Source organism: Nocardia sp. CA-107356, from assembly GCF_050946365.1.
GTDB lineage: Bacteria > Actinomycetota > Actinomycetes > Mycobacteriales > Mycobacteriaceae > Nocardia.
On record NZ_CP191992.1, the window covers coordinates 9,761,260 to 9,779,511 of the forward strand.

Annotated in this window: 20 protein-coding genes; 12 read left to right on the top strand and 8 right to left on the bottom strand. The window is 64.8% G+C overall.

What is annotated here, in order from left to right; translation table 11 throughout:
• Positions 1–27 precede the first annotated feature (27 nt).
• Together ACQP1G_RS43865 and ACQP1G_RS43870 are read right to left on the bottom strand one after the other, a co-directional pair.
• Complete coding sequence (locus tag ACQP1G_RS43865; protein WP_433196296.1) at positions 28–237, bottom strand: DUF397 domain-containing protein; 210 nt, start codon at positions 235–237, stop codon at positions 28–30.
• The gene (locus ACQP1G_RS43870) at positions 227–1,108 is read right to left on the bottom strand and encodes a helix-turn-helix domain-containing protein (protein ID WP_433196298.1); all 882 of its coding nucleotides are present in this window, start codon (positions 1,106–1,108) and stop codon (positions 227–229) included. The genes ACQP1G_RS43865 and ACQP1G_RS43870 overlap by 11 nt, the downstream gene beginning before the upstream one ends.
• Before the next feature lie 355 nt (positions 1,109–1,463).
• On the opposite strand from ACQP1G_RS43870, the gene ACQP1G_RS43875 reads away from it, so the two are divergent.
• The 4 genes from ACQP1G_RS43875 to ACQP1G_RS43890 are packed head-to-tail and all read left to right on the top strand — an operon-like array spanning position 1,464 to position 4,568.
• Complete coding sequence (locus tag ACQP1G_RS43875) at positions 1,464–1,838, top strand: hypothetical protein (RefSeq protein WP_433196300.1); 375 nt, start codon at positions 1,464–1,466, stop codon at positions 1,836–1,838.
• Complete coding sequence (locus tag ACQP1G_RS43880; protein ID WP_433196302.1) at positions 1,835–2,470, top strand: DUF3558 domain-containing protein; 636 nt, start codon at positions 1,835–1,837, stop codon at positions 2,468–2,470. Before ACQP1G_RS43875 ends, ACQP1G_RS43880 begins: the two co-directional genes overlap by 4 nt.
• 2 nt (positions 2,471–2,472) lie before the next feature.
• Positions 2,473–3,858 (top strand): hypothetical protein, encoded by a 1,386-nt coding sequence (locus tag ACQP1G_RS43885; RefSeq protein ID WP_433196304.1) that lies wholly within the window; start codon positions 2,473–2,475, stop codon positions 3,856–3,858.
• Positions 3,855–4,568, top strand: a complete 714-nt coding sequence (locus ACQP1G_RS43890; RefSeq protein ID WP_433196306.1) for an ESX secretion-associated protein EspG — start codon at positions 3,855–3,857, stop codon at positions 4,566–4,568. The genes ACQP1G_RS43885 and ACQP1G_RS43890 overlap by 4 nt, the downstream gene beginning before the upstream one ends.
• Before the next feature lie 316 nt (positions 4,569–4,884).
• Here ACQP1G_RS43890 and ACQP1G_RS43895 read toward each other — a convergent pair whose 3' ends face one another.
• Complete coding sequence (locus tag ACQP1G_RS43895) at positions 4,885–5,337, bottom strand: MarR family winged helix-turn-helix transcriptional regulator (protein WP_433196308.1); 453 nt, start codon at positions 5,335–5,337, stop codon at positions 4,885–4,887.
• Positions 5,338–5,397: 60 nt separating this feature from the next.
• Here ACQP1G_RS43895 and ACQP1G_RS43900 point away from each other — a divergent pair, with 60 nt between their 5' ends.
• Entirely contained in the window at positions 5,398–5,766 is a 369-nt protein-coding gene (locus ACQP1G_RS43900; protein WP_171397831.1) for a VOC family protein, read from the top strand.
• Positions 5,767–6,136: 370 nt separating this feature from the next.
• Here the strand turns inward: ACQP1G_RS43900 and ACQP1G_RS43905 are convergent, their stop codons facing one another.
• Together ACQP1G_RS43905 and ACQP1G_RS43910 are read right to left on the bottom strand one after the other, a co-directional pair.
• Positions 6,137–6,940: a helix-turn-helix transcriptional regulator gene (locus ACQP1G_RS43905; RefSeq protein WP_433196310.1), complete on the bottom strand. Its 804-nt coding sequence runs from the start codon at positions 6,938–6,940 to the stop codon at positions 6,137–6,139.
• 33 nt (positions 6,941–6,973) lie between these two features.
• Positions 6,974–7,576, bottom strand: a complete 603-nt coding sequence (locus ACQP1G_RS43910) for a TetR/AcrR family transcriptional regulator (RefSeq protein WP_433196312.1) — start codon at positions 7,574–7,576, stop codon at positions 6,974–6,976.
• 89 nt (positions 7,577–7,665) lie between these two features.
• Between ACQP1G_RS43910 and ACQP1G_RS43915 the strand changes: the two genes are divergently transcribed.
• From ACQP1G_RS43915 to ACQP1G_RS43940, 6 genes are all read left to right on the top strand, one after another.
• Positions 7,666–8,811, top strand: coding sequence for a cytochrome P450 (locus ACQP1G_RS43915; RefSeq protein WP_433196314.1), 1,146 nt, complete (start codon positions 7,666–7,668; stop codon positions 8,809–8,811).
• The gene (locus ACQP1G_RS43920) at positions 8,805–9,707 is read left to right on the top strand and encodes an SMP-30/gluconolactonase/LRE family protein (protein ID WP_433196316.1); all 903 of its coding nucleotides are present in this window, start codon (positions 8,805–8,807) and stop codon (positions 9,705–9,707) included. Before ACQP1G_RS43915 ends, ACQP1G_RS43920 begins: the two co-directional genes overlap by 7 nt.
• A gap of 46 nt (positions 9,708–9,753) precedes the next feature.
• On the top strand, positions 9,754–10,863 hold the full coding sequence (locus ACQP1G_RS43925) for a cytochrome P450 (RefSeq protein ID WP_433209359.1): 1,110 nt from the start codon (positions 9,754–9,756) through the stop codon (positions 10,861–10,863).
• A gap of 70 nt (positions 10,864–10,933) precedes the next feature.
• Complete coding sequence (locus ACQP1G_RS43930) at positions 10,934–11,725, top strand: alpha/beta fold hydrolase (RefSeq protein WP_433196318.1); 792 nt, start codon at positions 10,934–10,936, stop codon at positions 11,723–11,725.
• Between the two features lie 190 nt (positions 11,726–11,915).
• Positions 11,916–12,896, top strand: coding sequence for a hypothetical protein (locus ACQP1G_RS43935; protein WP_433196320.1), 981 nt, complete (start codon positions 11,916–11,918; stop codon positions 12,894–12,896).
• A complete protein-coding gene (locus ACQP1G_RS43940) occupies positions 12,893–13,660 on the top strand; it encodes an SDR family NAD(P)-dependent oxidoreductase (RefSeq protein WP_433196322.1) in 768 nt (255 codons plus the stop codon). Before ACQP1G_RS43935 ends, ACQP1G_RS43940 begins: the two co-directional genes overlap by 4 nt.
• Here ACQP1G_RS43940 and ACQP1G_RS43945 read toward each other — a convergent pair.
• On the bottom strand, positions 13,633–14,247 hold the full coding sequence (locus tag ACQP1G_RS43945; RefSeq protein ID WP_433196324.1) for a TetR/AcrR family transcriptional regulator: 615 nt from the start codon (positions 14,245–14,247) through the stop codon (positions 13,633–13,635). The two genes, ACQP1G_RS43940 and ACQP1G_RS43945, sit on opposite strands and share 28 nt — an antisense overlap.
• 100 nt (positions 14,248–14,347) lie before the next feature.
• On the opposite strand from ACQP1G_RS43945, the gene ACQP1G_RS43950 reads away from it, so the two are divergent.
• Entirely contained in the window at positions 14,348–15,529 is a 1,182-nt protein-coding gene (locus ACQP1G_RS43950; protein WP_433196326.1) for an FAD-dependent monooxygenase, read from the top strand.
• Positions 15,530–15,601: 72 nt separating this feature from the next.
• On the opposite strand, the gene ACQP1G_RS43955 is transcribed toward ACQP1G_RS43950, so the two are convergent.
• The gene (locus ACQP1G_RS43955; protein WP_433196328.1) at positions 15,602–16,429 is read right to left on the bottom strand and encodes a thioesterase family protein; all 828 of its coding nucleotides are present in this window, start codon (positions 16,427–16,429) and stop codon (positions 15,602–15,604) included.
• 97 nt (positions 16,430–16,526) lie between these two features.
• Positions 16,527–18,176 carry an acyl-CoA synthetase gene (locus ACQP1G_RS43960; protein ID WP_433196330.1) on the bottom strand — a complete coding sequence of 550 codons (1,650 nt, stop codon included), beginning with the start codon at positions 18,174–18,176 and terminating at the stop codon, positions 16,527–16,529.
• Positions 18,177–18,252: the final 76 nt, after the last annotated feature.

Sequence of the window (18,252 nt, forward strand, 5' to 3'; positions counted from 1 at the left end):
GCGGGCCGATTGCGTTGCCGACGAGGGTCAGGCGTCGAACTCGCCGCGAGTCGCCGCAGACGTGAACTCCGACCACTCGGCCGAGGTGAACGTCAATGTCGGACCGGACAGGTTCTTCGAATCACGAACGCCGACAAGGTCGTTCGAGAGGAAGGCAACTTCGACGCAGTTCCCATTACCACCGCTGTAGCTGCTCTTGAACCACGTCCCACTCAATAGCTCACCTTCACGCCGCATATTCCTTCGCCACCTTCCGCAGCATGGCCCTGCTGGCCTCCGCGTCCAACGCGCATCGGCGCAGGGTCTCGTACGCCTCATGGTAGCGCCGAACTGCGGTTGGTTTTGCAAGATACAAGTCCCCTGTAAACGATTCGGTGTAGACAACAGGCGGATCGATCAGCTGCCCCAACTTGTCAGCGCCGAACTCGAGGATGACGAACGGACCAACCGCCTCTCCAAGTGGGAACCCCACGTTGAACGGAAGGATCCGAATGCTGATGTTGGGCCGAGTGCCGAAGTCCGCCAGGTGTTTCAGCTGCGCAGCCATGATCCTCGGCCCGCCTACGATGCCCCGCAGAACCGATTCTCGCAGGATCACATCAAGTGTCGCTGGCTGATACTTGCGCGTGATTCTGCTCTGGCGCCGCATCCGCAATTGCACCCTGCGCGCATGCTCGTCGGCTGTGTCCTCTGGGCAACAGGAGTCGAATACCGCGCTGGCATAGGCCGGTGACTGCAACAATCCTGGCACGAGTTCGGGCTCGTAGGTTGTCAGGCGCTGCGCCGATGCCTCCAGTCCCACGAAGAAGTCGAAGTCCTTCGGAATCACATCGTCGTATTCACACCACCAGCTCAGTTCGCTGCCTTGTGCCGCAAGTCCTTTCATTGCAGATGTGAAGTCCGCATCGAACACGTAGATCTTGCACAGCGCCTCGAGGTCCACCTCGCGTAGATTCGCCACCGCCCCCTTCTCGATGCGCTGTAGCGTGCTGGCACTGCGCTGAATCAGTGCAGATGCCTGTTGGAGTGTGAGTCCGCACCCCTCCCGCCCATCGCGCAGGTACTTCCCCAACTGCCGCCGTGCCAGCGTCGATCCGTTCTCCGACATGCCCGCCTCCCTACAGGTTTCGCGTTGTTCGGCCCAGCACAGCACGCCGCAATCTCGCCGAGGACCAACATCGCGAATTCTCATGCAATCAGCACATAACCCCAGAAAGCATTGCATCCCACAACGATTCACAGCCCAACTCGCCCCACGGCGATCCTGTTCGCGGCGCCCGCGCGATTCACAGACCGCCCGAGATAGAACACCGGACCGGGGCGACCATCACCTTCACGGCGCGACGCGAGCTGAACCCCCAGCATCGATCCCATTCGCAGCGCCCGCGCGTTCCAATGGAACCGATCGGCCGATTCATGCGTCCAGTAGATTAGGCGGACGAGCAGAGAGGGAGGGTCTGTCGATGGACGTGGGGCAGTCGACTGCGAACGCGCTGTACCAACAGGCCGAAGCGGGGACATTCCGGATGGAAGCCGACGCTGCCCGACGATGCGCCGAGGTGTACACGAGGTTCATCGATACGACGCTGGAACCACAGATCCGAATGTCAAGGGGGTTGCACCGCCACGAAGGCTTCGGGGGATTCGACTCGGCTCAGCAACTACAGTCAGGGTTTTCGAGCAAGGCTGTGCAGACAACCGAAGCGCTCAATGGGATCAAGGAGGCAGCGCTGAAAATGGCAGCGGCCTACCTCCGCGCCGGTCAGTTGGTAGAGGAAGCCGACACAATGTTTGCGCGCTCGATCAACACGGCCACCTCGGAGGTGCCCCAGACATGACAACCATCCGCACTGCTTGGATAGCTCTGCTCGCATTGGCAACTGTGACGATCTCCGTGGGCTGTTCAAGCACCGACGACGTCACACCGCATCCGACCGACCTCGCTCAGGCCACAGCTTCATCCACCGGAACACAATCTGCCCGTACGACACTCACCAATCCGAAACTGCAACCACCGTCACAAGACAACAAGTACACCGCCAGCACAGGGCGTCCCAAGGTGGTCTTCGACCCGTGCACATGGATCAGCGACGACACCATTCAGAAAGCTGGATTCGATCCCACATCTCGAAAACGCGGTCGAGACCTCGTCGCGGAGTACAGCTTTCTAGCCTGTGACTTCTCGTCCACTCTTCAGGACCTCGCCGTCGACTCCGGAAACGCGACCTGGGAGGAAGACCTCGCCAAGGTCGGTTCCTACAGCGAGCCGACCACCGTCAACGGCCGCCAAGCCCTGTTGGTCCGAGACCCCGCAACTCCTCGTGGCTGCCAGATCGACCTGCGAACGAAGGTCGGATTTGTGCAAGTCGCCGTCGACCTGACCGACCGCGCCCCCCGCAGTACCGCCCCCTGCGACGGCATCCAGAACATCGCCACCACGATCGAACCGGAAATCGGCAAGGACAACTGACCATGACCGGCCCCGGCTACCTCAATATCAACGATGATCCCGCCGCACTCGGCACCTTCTTCTCCGACAAGAAGCCGAATACCGCCCAACCGAGCACACTTTCGCACACCCAGCAGCAGGGTGCACAGCAGACTCAGCAGTCCATCTCTTACGACGGCGCGGATCCGACGTACATCACCCGGATGGAACAGTTCGAGGGCATCACACACGAAGAGATCTACCGAAATGCCCAGGCGATGAGTCCGGGGATCATGCACCAGCAGGCCGACACCTGGATCAGCATCGCCGACACCCTCAGCGGCGGGCTGCTCGGCGCGCAGCTCTCCATCCAGAAGGCGCTCACCACAGGTATGGAGGGCAAGACGGCCGATGCCGCACTCGCGGCCGCGCAGAAGTTCTACCAGCAGGCCAGCGATGTGCAGGAGGTGATCAGCACCTGCGGGCACCGCATCAAGGCCGCCGCGCACGCCGCCGAGGTGGTCAAGGCATCCGTGCCGCCGACGGCCGCGTCGCAATCGGGCACCGGCTCGCCGAGCACCATGGATCCGGCGCAGATCATCATCGCCGCGGTAGGAGCCGGACTGGCCAGCTCCCAGGACGGCGACCAGGTTGCCTATCAACGCGGCGTCGAAGCGCTCCACCGCACGGCGATCGACACCATGAACAACAACTACAAGCCGTCTTACGGTCCCGCCGGGAACGGCATCCCGACCTTCGTCCCCGTACAGGCACCGGGTGGCGGACCCGGCGGCGATAGTGGCGGTACCGGCGGCACTGGTGGACCGCGCACCGGCGGTACGAACAACGGCGGTGGCACCGGCAACGATGGCGGCCAGAGCACAAACGAGCCATCGCCGAGCGATCCGAACGCGACTCAGACCTCAGGACTGGACTCGAATTCGACTGACGCGCAACAGTCGAGCACAAACCGCACACCGGAGACCACAACCAATCCTGGCGCCACCACCAGCACATCACCCGCCAGCACATCACCTGCCAGCACGACGACCAGTTCAGGCACGCGGCCGGTGAGTCCCGGCAGCACCACCGCCACACCGGGCGGGACCAGCGGGCCGGGCTCGGGCAGCCCAGGACGCAGCGTTTCCGGGCTGCCGGTCGGCGCGAGCACCGCCGCGGCGGCCACCAGCAGCGCATCGACCAGCGCGACGACGGGTCGATCCGGCATGCCGGGCATGATGTCGCCCGGTGCGGGAAAGAAAGACGACACCGAGTCGAATCGAAAAACTCCCGACTATCTCATCGGCGATCACGAAGAAGAACTACTCGGCCCGCAGAATCCCCAGGTCCCGCAGGTCATCGGGGACGACGCCCCCGCGACCCGACCGGATGCGCCGCAGCGTCCACACAACCAGGACCAGCGCCGGTGAAGTGGGAATTCACCCCCGACGAATTCATGCACATCTGGCGCGAAACAGGTGCCGACCGCTACCCATTCCCCCTACGCCTGATCGCGTCGGTGCGGTGGGAGGATGAATTCGACCGCCTCACAAGCGAACTGGAGCAACGCCTCCCCCTCGGCGACGATCCGGACCTCACCGCCGTATTGCGTCTGGCCGCCCATCCCGAAACATCGCTGGCACTCATCGGCACCCGACGACGCCCACTGCGCGCCTACGGCGCCATCGACACCGACATCGGCGTAACCCTGGTCCAAAGACCCGGCCCCACACCAGATTTCGGCGCAAACGTGGTGATCGAAGTCGGCACCCCGACAACCGTGCCAAGGGTTTTCACGGCCGTGCTCGGCAATGTCGCACCCGGCAACCATTCGCCCTTGGTCGAGGACACCAACCGACTCCTCAACAACCTCGAATCTTGGACCGGCACCAAGGAAACCACCTCCGACCGAATCAGCCGCCTCCTCCGCGCCCCACGCTCGGGTTCAGGAACCGTGGAATGCGTCCGCGACCTACGCAATTCCCCCACCCGAGACCGCCTGAACTGGTTCGACATCGACGGCGACGGCCGCTACTGGTATCGCCACCAGTACAACGAATTCCACATCGCACCATGCGACCAGACAACAATCGTCCGCGAAATCACCCGCATGACACAACCCAACCGACACCCTGAATAACCGCCAACAAAGCACCGGCCGACCGCCGAGGGCAGTCAAATGGTCGTTGGCCAGCCAGCACCGAACCACCCTTCGACTGCCCTCGGCGGCTGGGTTTCGGGCAGCCGCGGCGTCTCGGGCGGTGATGGTGGGCATTGCGGTCCGGCGGTGTCATCGGGCGGGATCTGTGCATGAAGTGTGTTCTTCCACAATGGATTTCGGGCTCATCGCAGAAGAGGGTGTAGTCGGGTCTGTCGGTTTCGAGGTTGCCTGCACGGACTTTCATGCTCGGCTGCACTGCTATCCGGGCGCGGCGAGACGTGCGCCGGAGAACGAGCTATGCACCGTCGTTGCCATCGCGCAGGGAATGGATCATGCTCTGCAGGATCCGGAATGCGCCTGACTGCTCGGTCTCGGTCAGGCCGGCCAGCATTCTGACCTCGACGGACCGGACCGCTACGGTTGCCTTCTCGAGGCTCCGTCGGCCGCGAGGCGTGAGCCGCGTGGGAAGAACTTTCCCGACGGGCGCCTCTGCAGGTCTGGTGACGAAGCCCTCTCGTTCCAGGGCCTGGAGCAGCACGTTCATCGACTGCCGTGTCACGAACGCGCCCCGTGCGAGCTCGGAGTTCGACAAGCCCGGTCGTTGAGCCAGCAGCTCGAGGCAGGAGTAGTGCGTCACGCTCATCCCGAGCGGCCGCAACACCTCCTCCATGGCTGCGCGGAGAGTGCTCGACGCCTCTTTCAGCAGGTAGCCCAGTGACGTCTGCAGGTCGACACCGTCTTGACTCATGTCAGTATTCTGACATAGATTGACGTGTCAGAAAACTGACACAGACTAAGGAGCATCATCATGCCCGTCACCGGCCCCGACTTCATCTCGCTCCAAGCGCGCGACCTCGATGCTTCGCAGGCGTTCTACGAGCAGTACCTCGGCCTCGTCCGCTCGCAGGCCGGACCTCCGCACGCCGTTGTCTTCGAGACGAAGCCGATCGCGTTCGCACTCCGCGACGTCGTTCCCGGCACCGATCTCGCATCCGTTGCTCAGCCCGGCATCGGTGCCGCGATCTGGCTCCACGCCACAGACGTGCAGGCCATTCACGATGCTCTCGTCGCCGACGGTCACACCATCGTCTCCGCACCGATCGATGGCCCCTTCGGTCGGACATTCACCTTCGCCGACCCCGACGGCTACCAGGTCACTCTCCACGACCGCGCCTGATAGGCCGAACACCACCGGACGATCACCGGCCCCGGCAGACCGCGGTTGCGCCCGAGACTCGAGAATCCGGGCGACGTTTGTTTACCCCGGATCACCTGTCCGGCTCTTCACACTCGGGGTGGACGGAGTGTGACGTCGAGCCGGGCGGTCGTGGTTCAGCGCGTCGAGAGCCCGATAGAGGTCGAACTCTCCCGAGGATGGAGGTTCCTACGCCGCCCATCCGGAAGACCTCGACGGTGCCCGCTACCGTCGGCGCGGGCGTCGCCTGCGCTGATCTGACCACCTTCTGCCGACTCGACGAACTCGGACTCGAGGTCACCGGCCAACAGGAGACATACAACTGCCTCCGGCTCGGAGCGAGCGGATGCCATTACCCGGTCGCGTCGTCTGCGACCAGTCCGACGAACAGTTGACGGGTCGCCTCGGGCAATGTGGTGCGGAATCGTTGGACGTGAATCTCGAACGGCTTGCCCGTCTTGCGATTCCGGAGCCGAATCGTCGGGTCGCGGCGGCCGATGTATACCCGGCCGGTGTTCCACAGGCGGTGAAAGTCGGGTTGAGCGCCCAGTTCTCGCAGGAGCAGCTGGACATCGGCTCGAGCACCGGCGCGACCCGCATGGCCACGGAAGCGCCCGACCATCAGGTCGGCCTCGCGCTCCCATTCCTCGATCACCAGGCGTGCGCGGGGATCGGTGAACATCCACCGCAACACATTTCCGTTGGGGTGCAGACCCGGAAACGCCTCGTCGAAGGCCGCGTTGCACTCGATGACGCGCCAGCCGTCATCCAGTGCGGCCGCCAGATGCGGGGCCAAGGCGTCGAGCGTCTTGCTGACGGCTGGACCTGGCGGTTGCGGTCCGCGACCGCTGAACCGCTGCTGCGCAAGGTGATACAGATGCATGCGCTCGTCCTCGTCCAGTCCGAAGACATCGGCGAGCGCGTCGAGCACCGACGGGCTCGGATTGAACGCCCCGCCCTGTTCGATTTTGGCGAGGTAGCCGACGCTCGAGTGGATCGCCTCGGCCAGTTGCTGTCGACTCAGACCGGTCGGATGCGCGGCGGTCGGATGCTGCCGCCGCGTGCGGACGAACTCGGCAAGAGTCGGCACCCGCAGCTCACCCGTCACCGGACCGCCACCCCTCATCGAATCGCTACGCGATACTGAATCGCCCATGCTCCTCCTCGGGATGATGTCAGGTGTTCGGCCTCAATCCTTTTGCCCGGCACCGCTTTGCGCAACCTCGATCAGCGCCAGCGCGGCACGACCGATCCGCGTGGCGGCATCATCGAGATCCGGTTGGCCGACATCGAGCCAGGCGATCACCGCGTCCAGGATGAAGGCGGGGATGACCTGCGCCGCCCAGTCCTGCCACGGTCCGTCCGCGATCGCGGTGGTGAGATAGCGCTGGGCGAGCAGCGTCGAATAGCTGCGGACCAGATCGGTGACATCGCGGAATTCGGGTTCCCGGACCGCATGGCGAAACAGCAGGCGAAAGGCCTCCGGATCCGCGGCGGCGGCCGTCAGCAACGCGGAAATGCTGGTGCCGTCGATATTTTCGGTCCCGACCGCATCGCCGAGTCGGATATACGCCCGTTCGAGCACCGCACGATACAGATCGGCCTTCGAGGCGAAGTGCCGGTAGAGAATCACGTGCGTGATACCGGCTTCGGCGGCGATGTCATCGAGACTCGTTGCGCTGAAACCATTTCGGGCGACGGCGCGGGTGGCGGCGGCGAGGATCTGTTCGCGGCGCTCGGCGCGTGGCATGCGTCGCGCGGGTGCCACCGCGGGCGTGGGGTTCTTCGGCAAGACATCCCTCCCTTGTTCAAGTGGAATGATACAACCGGCTATGTTTAAGTTGACTTGTACAAGTTCGCGTGTAGCTCGAGGAGTGAGCCATGACCGCAGATTCGTCGGAACTCGTCTGCCCCTTCACCGGCAAAGACGCCGAGCCCACCTCGATCGGCCGGGTCCGCACCGCTACCGGCGACGAAGCCTGGAAGGTCACCGGCTATCACAAGGTGAAGGAACTGTTCACCGATGTGCGTCTCGGCCGCTCGCACCCGACACCGGAAACGGCGGCGCGGTCGTCGGAGTCGGTGTTCTTCGGCCGCCCCTTCGGGAACTTCGAGACCGAGCCCGCCGATAACGCGCGGATGCGCGGACTGCTGAATCCACTGTTCTCGGCCAAGCGGATGCGCGAGCTGACGCCGCGGGTGGCCGCGTTCACCGCCCAACTGCTCGACGATATGGCCGAAAAGGGCTCACCCGCCGACCTGCACAAGGCCTTCGCGGAACCACTGCCGCTGCTGGTCATCAGCGAACTACTCGGTGTGCCGTACGAGGACCGCGCGCAGTTCCGCACCTGGAGCGAGGCGCTGTTCGACACCACCGACGGCGCGAAATCGGGACAGGCCGGAGCCGAATGGTTCCTCTACTGCAAGTCGCTGGTCGAACGGCTGCGCCGCGAACCCGGCGAGGGCGTGATCGCGAAACTGTGCGAGGTGCCGGACCTGGCCGACGATGCCATCGCGACGCTGGCCATGGGACTGCTCTTGGCCGGGCACGAAACCACGGTCGTCGAGATCGGCCTGTGCACCGTGCAATTGCTGCGGAATCCGCAGCAGTGGCAGAAACTGGTCGACCAACCGGAGCTGGTGCCCGGTGCGATCGAGGAACTGCTGCGCGTGCACGATTCCACCGCCTTCGCCCGGTATGCGCGCAGTGATATGGAGATCGACGGCGTCACGGTCCGGACGGGCGATCTGGTGCTGCTGGATGTCGATTCGGCCAACCACGATCCTGCGGTCTTCACCGACTCGCGCCAACTCGACGTAACCCGCTCGGAGGGTGCGCATCTGGCGTTCGGCTACGGCCTGCACTACTGCACCGGCGCACCATTGGCGCGCATCGAATTGCAAGTGGCCTTCGGTCAGCTGATCTCCCGCTTCCCGACACTGCATCTGACGGTCGACCCCGATGAGCTGCAGGTGCGCGAGAACGTTGTCACCAAGGGCCTGACCTCATTGCCCGTCGCATGGTGAACGCGGCACGGATCGGCACCGCGATCGCCTGCGCGATCGTCGGTGTACTTCCGATTTCGGCTGCGGCCGAAACAGTTTCGTGTGGAACCGCCACCGCGACCGTCTTCGCGGCCGCCACCGTGCGTGATGAGGACTGGGCCGAGGGTCTGGCCTATGACGCGCGCGGCGACCTGTGGGTCTCGCGGGTGCGACGCAACGAAGTGGTGCGCTATGACCCGTCCGGCCGCATTACCGCGAGGGTCGCGGTGTCCTATCCCGGAGCGGTGAAACTCGGCCCGGACCAGCAGATTTACGTGACATACGGGAATTTCCCGACCAATCTGGTACCCGGCTCGACCGGTGGCGGGGTCGTCCGCATCGATCCCTCCGCCGAGGCGCCGCAGGCCGAGATCTTCGCCTCCGGCCTCGGCATGGCCAATGGCGCCGCATTCGATACGGCGGGAAACCTTTTCGTCGCCGACACCTCGAAAGGCGTCGTCCGGATCCGACCCGACGGCCGCATCGACACCGAATGGTCGGACCGGGCACAGCATTTCGGTGCCGATGGGATTCTGGTCGACGGCGACGCACTCTACGTCACGCTGTATCTCAGCCCGAACGGCCGCATCCTGCGTATCCCGCTCGACGATCCGTCGCACGCCAGCGTCGTCGCGGATCTGGCCGCCGGACCCGGCGCCCCACCACTGCCCGACGATCTGGCCATCGGCCCGGACGGCCTGCTCTATGACGCAACCACCTCCGGCCGACTCGTACGCATCGACCCGGCGGATCACTCGACGTGCACTGTGCTGACCGGCGAGCCGATGACCTCGATCGTCGTATCGCGTGACACCGAAAGGGAATTCCTCGTCGGCACAACCAGCGGCAATCTGCTGCGCGTGCGTTTGGCCGAATGACCTTCTTACCCAAGAACTCCAAGGAGTGACCGTGGAATCAGCGCATATGAGCTGCCCCGTGACGGGTGACACCATCCAGCGGACCCGAACCGCGCTCGGCGACGAAGGCTGGTTGGCCACCAGCTACGCGCAGGTGCGGACGTTATTCGCCGATTCGCGCCTCGGCCGGGCCCATCCCGCTCCGGAAACCGCCGCGCGGGTATCGGATTCGGTGTTCTTCGGCGGCCCGCTCGGCAATTTCGAGACCGAACCGGCCGATCAGGCGCGACTGCGCGAGTTGGTGGTGCCGTTCTTCTCACCGCGACGGATGCGCGAATTGCGGCCCAGGGTCGAAGAACTCACCACGCGATTGTTCGACGAGATGGCCGCGAAGGGCTCCCCCGCCGATCTGCACACCGCCGTTGCGCTGCCGCTGCCGCTGCTGGTCATCTGTGAACTACTCGGTGTGCCCTATGCGGACCGCGATCAGTTCCGCGCCTGGACCGAGGCACTCGGCGAACAGCACGACGGCGCCAAGGTGCAGCAGGGTGTCGCCGGATTATTCGAATACTTCATGACATTGGTCCAACGCAAACGCCGCGACCAGGCCGATGACGTGCTTTCGCAGCTGTGCGCCAGGGACGATCTGTCGGATCAGGGCATCGCGACGCTCGGCCTCGGCCTATTGTTCGGCGGCCACGAGACCACGGTGGTCCAGATCGGGGTCGGCGCCAAACGGCTGCTGGAAAATCTCGACCAATGGCAGGCCCTGGTGGACGATCCCGAACTCGTGCCGACCGCGATCGAAGAACTGCTGCGCACGGCCGACGCCACCCAGATGCCCCGCTACGCGCGCACCGATATGGAAATCGACGGCAACGAGGTCAGCGCCGGCGATCTCGTACTACTGGATCTGACCGCGGCCAACCATGATCCGACGGTATTCACCGATCCCGACCGCGTCGATGTGACCCGAAAGGACGGCTCCCATCTGACCTTCGGCTACGGTGCACGCCACTGCATCGGCGCGCCGTTGGCCCGCATCGAGTTGCATACCGTCTTCACCCAATTGGTGACCCGCTTCCCGACCATGCGCCTGGCCGTCGCACCGGCCGCCGTGCCGATGCGAACCAGCAGCTTCACCGGCGGTGTGGAGGAGTTGCCCGTGATGTGGTGAAAACCGTTGGTATAACCCGTTCTTGTTAGGCTGCTTCCTCTGGGGGACGCAGTCTGACAGGAGCACGGTTATGCCCTTCGTAACCTCCGCTGGCGCGAAAGTGCACTTTGTCGACAGCGGGGGATCCGGGCCTGCGGTGGTGCTCGGACACGCCTTCTTCATGGATCACGAAATGTTCGCGAACCAGGTTGCGGCGCTCACCCCGAAATACCGGGTGATCTCGATCGATGCACGCGGGCACGGGCTGACCGAACACGCCGACGGCGCATACAGTGTCTGGGATCTGGCCCGCGACGCCTGGTCGGTCCTCGATCAACTCGGCATCGACCGGGTCATTGTCGGTGGTGTCGGGCAGGGTGGTTTCACCGCGCTGCGCATGGCATTGCTGTGCCCGCCACGCGTGGCCGGACTGATCCTGCTCGGCTGTTCGGCGCTGGCCTACAACGAGCCGCAGCGAATCGGCTACCGCCAGGTCACCGATGCCTGGATCGGGACGGGGCCACTGACCGTGATCGCGAAGATGGTGGCGGGCTTGATCATCGGCGGTGATCGGGACGATCATCAACAGTGGCTGGCGAAATGGTTGAACGGTGATCGGCAACGCGTTGCCGCCGCGGCCGACTGTCTCATCAATGTCGACGACATCTCCGATCTCATCGGCGATATCGACTGCCCCGCGTTATTGGTCCGCGGTGCCTTCGATCCGGCCTTCGATCACGACGTCATGGATTTGCTGACAAAGGGACTCGGCGGTCCCGCTGAATTCCACACCATCGCTGGCGCCGCCCACACACCGAATCTGACGCATGCGTGCGAAATCGACCAACTGATGCTGCGATTCCTCGCGCGGCTCGGTCGGTAGTACTACCGACCAGGGGTACTACTGGCCAGGGGGTGGCCAATGCCTGGTCCGGCGAAACTCTTGCCCGATAGCGGGCCCACTTGTTGTATTTGAGCTGGCGGCGCCGCCAATTCCGTTCCGGTCGAACGTGATTCACAGATACGCAATGGGGTGTCGCCATGATGCGACCCCGGCGTGGGTAGGACATGCAATGAGGGTTTCCTTTCTGTTCGGTGGGCAGGTCAGCCTGACCGCCGAAGTCATCGATGAGTTCTGCGAGCGGTGTCCGTCCATCGCGCTCGCCTACGAAGAAGCCGCAGCGGTGACCGGACTATCGGTGGACCGACTCCGCGCCAGGGAACTGGCCGCGGAAATGGCGAGCGAACCCGAGGATCGGCACAGCCTGGGCGCACTGCGCCAGGCGGCCTTCGCACTGGGGCTCGCCGAGTACCTGGCCGCGGGCGGTTTCGAACCGGAGGCCGCCGGTGGGCTGAGCCTGGGCGCGCTGATCAGCACCTGTGTGGCCGGGGCCGTCGAGCGGCACGAGTTGTTCGGCATGCTGCATCACCGGCGACTCGTTCCGGAGCTGCCGGAAGGCGCTGCCGCACAGGGTATGGGGCTGATGTACACGCCGATCGGGGACGATCCGGCGAACTATTACGGCGAGCGCCGCCCCGGTGTGCACCTCGCCGTGGATACCGGTCCGATCGATGATGTGCACAGATCGTTCGTGATTTCGGGCTATCGCACGGCGCTACAAGAGATCCTGGCCGAAATCGAGGCAGCGTCGGATACCCGGCAAATGTTCGTTCTCGACGCCTATAAGGGGGCGTTCCATTCGCCGCTGCAGCAGCATGCCGCGGATTTCATGCGCGGCTTTGTCGACGATATGACCTTCCATGATCCGACATTCCCGGTCTGCTCACCGGTGCGCCAGCGCAGTTTCACCACCGCTGCCGATGTCCGGGATTTCGTCCTGCACAACAACTTGCGGCCCGCCCGCTATGAGCCGTTGATCCAGGAGATGGATCGCATCGGCGTCCGCGGTGGTCTGATTCTCGGTCCCGGCCTGCCACAGCCCGCGTTTCGGCCCTTCCCGGTCGAATTGGTCGCCGAACCAGCCGACCTCGACCGGCTGCCCGACATAGCGCGACTGCTGTCGGAGCGGGATGCGCGGGTGCAGAGCGTATGAAGCGTTTCGCGCAGCGCCGTGTGCTGGTGACGGGCGCGGGTTCCGGCATCGGTCGCGCCATCGCCTTGCGGCTGCTCGACGAGGGAGCGGGGGTGCTCGGCGTGAGCCGAACCGGCGATGGCCTGGCCAAGACCGCGCAGCTCGCGATGGATCAGGGTCTGGGCGACCGGCTCACCGTCGCGGCGCTCGATATCTCGGACGAGGCGGCCGTCGAACAGACGGTGCCCGACCTGGTAGCCGGAATGGGCGGCCTCGACGTGCTGGTGAATGCCGCCGGGATCGTGCGCATGTCGCATACCCACGAGACCACGACCGAACTGTGGAATACCGTCCTCGGCACCAATCTGACCGGATCGTTCCTGGTGACCCGGACCGCCCTGCCCGCGCTGCTGGAGTCCGGGCGCGGGGTGGTGGTCAATATCAGCTCGAATGCCGCGTCCTATGCCGCGCCGTATCGGGCGGCGTACGCGGCGAGCAAGGGTGGACTGGAGGCCTTCACGCGGGTGCTCGCGCTGGAGTACAGCAAGCGGAATCTGCGCGCGGTCTGTGTCTCGCCCGGCGGCATCGAGACGGCCATGACCTACAGCCTGCTCGATGTGCCAGCGGATATCGATCCGAGCCTGCTGAGCAAGATGGCTCCGGCCATCGGTCCGCTGCTCGGATCACCCGAAATGGTCGCGGGTGTGGTCGCGATGGTCGCCTCCGATGACGGCGAATTCATCACGGGCACCACGATTCATGTCGACGGCGGCGCACACATCTGAGCGCCGAGTGGCGCCGATGTCAGGTAGCGCTGCAGTGTCGGCGCGATATCGGCGACGATCTGCTCGCGCGTCAGCCCGACCACCGGCGGCAGCTCGAGCACATAGCGACACAGCGCGAGCCCGAGCAGCTGCGTGACGATCAAGCCCCCGCGACGCTGCGCGTCGGCCGGTTCGCCGAAGCGCAGCACCGCGGGGAGCACCTGTTCGGCGAAAATCTGCCGAAAGCGTTGGCTCACACCCTCATCGGTGATCGATGAGCGCAGCAGAATCACCAGCACCTTGTTATCGGACTGATCCTCCCAGATCGCCAGGAATCGGCGAACCAGCAACTCACCGAGTGCATCCGGATCGGCCGCGGCGAGATCCGGCAGATCGAGGCGCACATCGACGGCCGCGGCGAAGAGTCCGTCCTTACTGCCGAAGTACCGCATCACCATCGACGGATCGATCGCGGCATCGGCGGCGATGGCGCGGATGGTCGCCTTGCGGAAGCCCTCGGCCGCGAAGCGCGCCCTGGCCGCTTCCAGGATGGCCGCGCGGGTGGTATCGGAGCGGCGCGCAGGCGGTTGATCGAGCTCGACATTCATGCCAACAAGTGTAGGCCAACAACTGTTGACTTCCACAAGGAGCGCGCGCTACCGTTATGCCAACAAGCGTTGGCCTACAGATGTTGACTTAGGAGTTCCGATGAACACCACCCCGCTGCCGGAGACCACGTCCGTCGTCATCGTCGGGGCCGGTCCGGCCGGATTGACCACCGCGATCACCCTGGCCGACGCCGGTATCGACTTCGTACTGCTGGACCGGCTCGCCGAGGGCGCGAACACCTCGCGCGCCGCGGTCGTGCATGCCAGGACCCTGGAGGTGCTCGAGGAGTTCGGCATCGCCGGAGAACTCGTCGACCGCGGCATCGTGGTGCCGACCTTCCGGGTGCTGGACGGCAACCGCACCCTGGCGACCGTGCCGTTCGGCGGACTGCCCACCGAGTACCCGTACACACTGATGGTTCCGCAGGACACCACCGAGGCGGTCCTGCTCGCCCGGTTGCGCAAGGCGGGCGGCGATGTGCACCGGCCGTACCAGATCACCCGGGTCGCCGACGAAAACGGCGGCGTCACAGTGGAATACACCGACGGCAGTGGCGCGACCGGTCACATCCGCGCGGAATACGTCGTCGGTGCCGACGGCATGCACAGTGTCGTACGGGAGCAGGCGGGCATCGGCTTCACCGGCGCGACCTACCCCGAATCCTTCGTACTCGCCGATGTCCGGATGGACTGGCCGATCGGGCGTGACGAAGTGGCACTGCATCTGTCGCCGGAGGGCGTGACGGTGGTCGCGCCGCTGCCCGACGACACCGAGTCGAACCGCTACCGGGTGGTGGCCACCGTTGCCGAGGCAGCCGAACACCCGAGCGCCGAGGAGATCCAGACCATTCTGGACACGCGTGGCCCCGGCGGCGATGTGAAAGTCCGTGAGGTGCTGTGGAGCTCGCGGTTCCGGGTGCACCACCGCGTCGCCGACCACTACCGCGCTGGCCGCCTGCTGCTGGCCGGAGACGCCGCGCATGTGCACAGCCCGGCGGGCGGACAGGGTATGAACACCGGCATCCAGGACGCGGCCTTCCTCGGCCCGCTGCTGGCCCGGGTCGTCGATGGTGAACCCGATAGCGTGCTGGACACCTACGAAACCACCCGCCGCCCAGTGGCTCTCGGAGTCGTCGCCTTTACCGACCAGATGACCAAGATGGCGACGCTGCGCCCGCTTCCGGCCCGCCTGCTGCGCAACACCGCGATGACAGTGGCGACCCGCATCCCCGCGGTCCGCACCAAGCTCGCCTTCCGCCTCGCGGAACTCGCCAACCGTTGAGCCCCGCCCCACCATATTCGGCCCGCCGGGCATAGCCCGGCGGGCCGTTCGATCTCTTCTGGGTCGCGAACCCTATTTGTTCGCGACCTGCACGTGATTGATCCCGCTGGAGAAATCGACCTCCCGATCGGCATTCGATAGCGCGGTCACCACACAGGTTCCGAAGGACCCGTGCCGGTCGAACAATGTCGCACTGCCGACCGCGATTCCATCGGCACTGATATGGCTGTCGGCCTCGACCCCGATCTCCAGCCCGATGAGCGGCCGCGCCAGCGCCAGTGTCAGATCGGCATTGATGAAACCGATTCCGGTAGTCCCCCAGTTGGTCATGAGGCTCGTCGACTCGCCGATCATCGCGGCACCGGCGAACGCCGAGGGCGGCTCACCCTCGACCACCGAGAGCGGGGCCTGCCACATGCGCTTGCGGCCGTTGTTCTGATGCTCGCCGATTCGGGACGACCAGCCATCGAGACTGTCGTCGCTGTTCCACAGCGGCGCCGTCGGCCCGTCGGCGACCGGAACCGGTGGCGGCTGTGGGGATTCCGCGCGTGTCCACCGCTCTCCCGGCGGCTGCACCGACCGCTTCAAAAAGACCGCGCTGGCGCGGGCCACATCCGCGCCGTCCTGCATCAGGGCGGCATCGGCGACCCGGATCCGTTTGCCGTCCCGAACCAGTTCGGTCACCACCGTCACCGGCTTGTTCAGGGTGGGGCGGAACAGGTCGACGGTCAACCGGGCGGGCACGAATCCCGGCGCGCAGTGCTGTTGTTCGAGCGCCCTGGCCAGCAGCCCGCAGATCGCGGGTCCGTTGACCATCTTCGGGGACCAGGCGCTGGCGGCAAAGGGCAATGGTTCGAAGCCATGGTCTATTGCCGCGAAAAACGCGTAGGGCGTAGTCAATTCGATCTCCTGTCGCACCGGCCCACGAGTGACCCGCAAACGGCAAGGGCCACCGCGATGTCGCGGCAGCCCTTGCCGTTTCGGTCGTACTACCGTCCTACTTGCTGCTCGCCTCTGCGTGCACATCGGCCGGGCGCTCTTCGGTCTGCGCGGCGGCCCAGCGGTAGTCCGGCTTACCGGCCGGATTGCGCTTGATCTGGTCGACGAACCACAGGCTGCGCGGCAGCTTGTAGGGCGCGATCTCCTGGCTGAGCACCGGGCGCAGATCCTCGAGAGACGGGCGCTTATCGCCGCGACACTGCACGACGGCCACCACCCGCTGGCCCCAGCGCTCGTCGGGCACACCGACCACGAGGGCGTCGAAGACATCCGGATGGCACTTCAGCGCGCCCTCGACCTCCTCCGGGTAGATCTTCTCGCCGCCGCTGTTGATACTGACCGAACCGCGGCCGAGCATGGTGACGGTGCCGTCCTCCTCGACCCGGGCGTAGTCACCCGGAATGGAGTAACGAATCCCGTTGAACTCCCTGAATGTTGCCTTGGTCTTGGCCTCGTCCTTGTAGTAGCCGACCGGAATGTGACCGCTGCGCGCGATGAAACCGACCTGCCCGGACCCCGGCGCCACCGGATTGCCCTGCTCGTCGAGCACCTGGGTGGCGGCGTCGATCTTCACCCGCGGGCCGCCGGTGTGGTTGGCGCCCTTGGTGACAACGGACAGACCGCCGAAACCGGTTTCGGAGGAGCCGATGGAATCGGTGATCATCCGGTTCGGCAGCTGTTCCAGGAACTGGTCCTTGAGCGTCGGGGAGAACAGCGCCGCACTGCTGGCGATCACGTACAGACTCGAAAGATCGTATGGCGCACCGGTTTCCGGATTGCCCTCGATGAGCGCGTCCAGCATCGGCCTGGCCATGGCATCACCGGTGATGAAGATGAGATTGATCTTGTGCCGGTCGATGTGCTGCCAAACGCCGTGCCCGGTGAATTCCGGGATCATCACGGCCTTGCCGCCGTCGAACAGGCTGTGGAAGGTCGCCGTCTGTGAGCCACCGTGGATCATCGGCGGTATCGGGAATCGGACCATCTGCGGATTGCCAGCGCCGGTCTTGGCCTGATGCCATTCGTCCTCGACGTATTCACCGGTGAGGAAGTTGATGCCGCCGCCGAGTACGCGCCACCAATCCTCGTGCCGCCACATCACACCCTTGGGCAGGCCGGTGGTGCCGCCGGTGTAGAGCATGAAGATGTCATCGGGAGACCGATCGCCGAAGTTCCGCTCGCCCGAGGACTGCTTCAGCGCCGTCTCGTATTCCACCGAATCCGCCGCGGTGGGGATGGTGCCGGTCGTATCGTCGTCCACGACGATGACCGTTTTCAGCAAGGGCGTATTCGGGCGAACCCCGGCCACCCGGTCGGTGTAGCGGCGCTCGTGGATCAGCGCGACCATATCCGAATTGTCGAAAATGTACTGCAACTCGTTCTCGACATATCGGAAGTTCACGTTGATCATCACGGCGCGGGCCTTGAAGACCGCGATCATGGCCTCGACGGCCTCGATCGTATTACGCGAATAGATGCCCACCTTGTCGCCCGGTTGGACACCCTGTTGCAGCAGGTAGTTGGCGAGCTTGTTGGCCCGCTCCTCCAACTGCGCGTAAGTCACCTCGCGGCCGTCGTCGGCCAGCGCTACGCGGTCGGGCATCAGATCGATGGCGTGTTCGACTAGGTCCGCTATGTTGTAGCTCACAGAGCTAAAAATAGAACGTGTTACTGTTTCTGACAAGGCTGAATTTGCCCGCCCCGGCCGGCGCCGCCGGCCTGCC

Bases quoted from the DNA above. Each gene is read 5' to 3' on its own strand.
- ACQP1G_RS43870 (WP_433196298.1), bottom strand. From the start codon at position 1,108: ATGTCGGAGAACGGATCGACGCTGGCACGGCGGCAGTTGGGGAAGTAC.
- ACQP1G_RS43880 (WP_433196302.1), top strand. From the start codon at position 1,835: ATGACAACCATCCGCACTGCTTGGATAGCTCTGCTCGCATTGGCAACT.
- ACQP1G_RS43895 (WP_433196308.1), bottom strand. From the start codon at position 5,337: ATGAGTCAAGACGGTGTCGACCTGCAGACGTCACTGGGCTACCTGCTG.
- ACQP1G_RS43925 (WP_433209359.1), top strand. From the start codon at position 9,754: ATGAGCTGCCCCGTGACGGGTGACACCATCCAGCGGACCCGAACCGCG.
- ACQP1G_RS43885 (WP_433196304.1), top strand. From the start codon at position 2,473: ATGACCGGCCCCGGCTACCTCAATATCAACGATGATCCCGCCGCACTC.
- ACQP1G_RS43915 (WP_433196314.1), top strand. From the start codon at position 7,666: ATGACCGCAGATTCGTCGGAACTCGTCTGCCCCTTCACCGGCAAAGAC.
- ACQP1G_RS43900 (WP_171397831.1), top strand. From the start codon at position 5,398: ATGCCCGTCACCGGCCCCGACTTCATCTCGCTCCAAGCGCGCGACCTC.
- ACQP1G_RS43930 (WP_433196318.1), top strand. From the start codon at position 10,934: ATGCCCTTCGTAACCTCCGCTGGCGCGAAAGTGCACTTTGTCGACAGC.
- ACQP1G_RS43865 (WP_433196296.1), bottom strand. From the start codon at position 237: ATGCGGCGTGAAGGTGAGCTATTGAGTGGGACGTGGTTCAAGAGCAGC.
- ACQP1G_RS43945 (WP_433196324.1), bottom strand. From the start codon at position 14,247: ATGAATGTCGAGCTCGATCAACCGCCTGCGCGCCGCTCCGATACCACC.
- ACQP1G_RS43905 (WP_433196310.1), bottom strand. From the start codon at position 6,940: ATGGGCGATTCAGTATCGCGTAGCGATTCGATGAGGGGTGGCGGTCCG.
- ACQP1G_RS43935 (WP_433196320.1), top strand. From the start codon at position 11,916: ATGAGGGTTTCCTTTCTGTTCGGTGGGCAGGTCAGCCTGACCGCCGAA.
- ACQP1G_RS43950 (WP_433196326.1), top strand. From the start codon at position 14,348: ATGAACACCACCCCGCTGCCGGAGACCACGTCCGTCGTCATCGTCGGG.
- ACQP1G_RS43940 (WP_433196322.1), top strand. From the start codon at position 12,893: ATGAAGCGTTTCGCGCAGCGCCGTGTGCTGGTGACGGGCGCGGGTTCC.
- ACQP1G_RS43920 (WP_433196316.1), top strand. From the start codon at position 8,805: ATGGTGAACGCGGCACGGATCGGCACCGCGATCGCCTGCGCGATCGTC.
- ACQP1G_RS43875 (WP_433196300.1), top strand. From the start codon at position 1,464: ATGGACGTGGGGCAGTCGACTGCGAACGCGCTGTACCAACAGGCCGAA.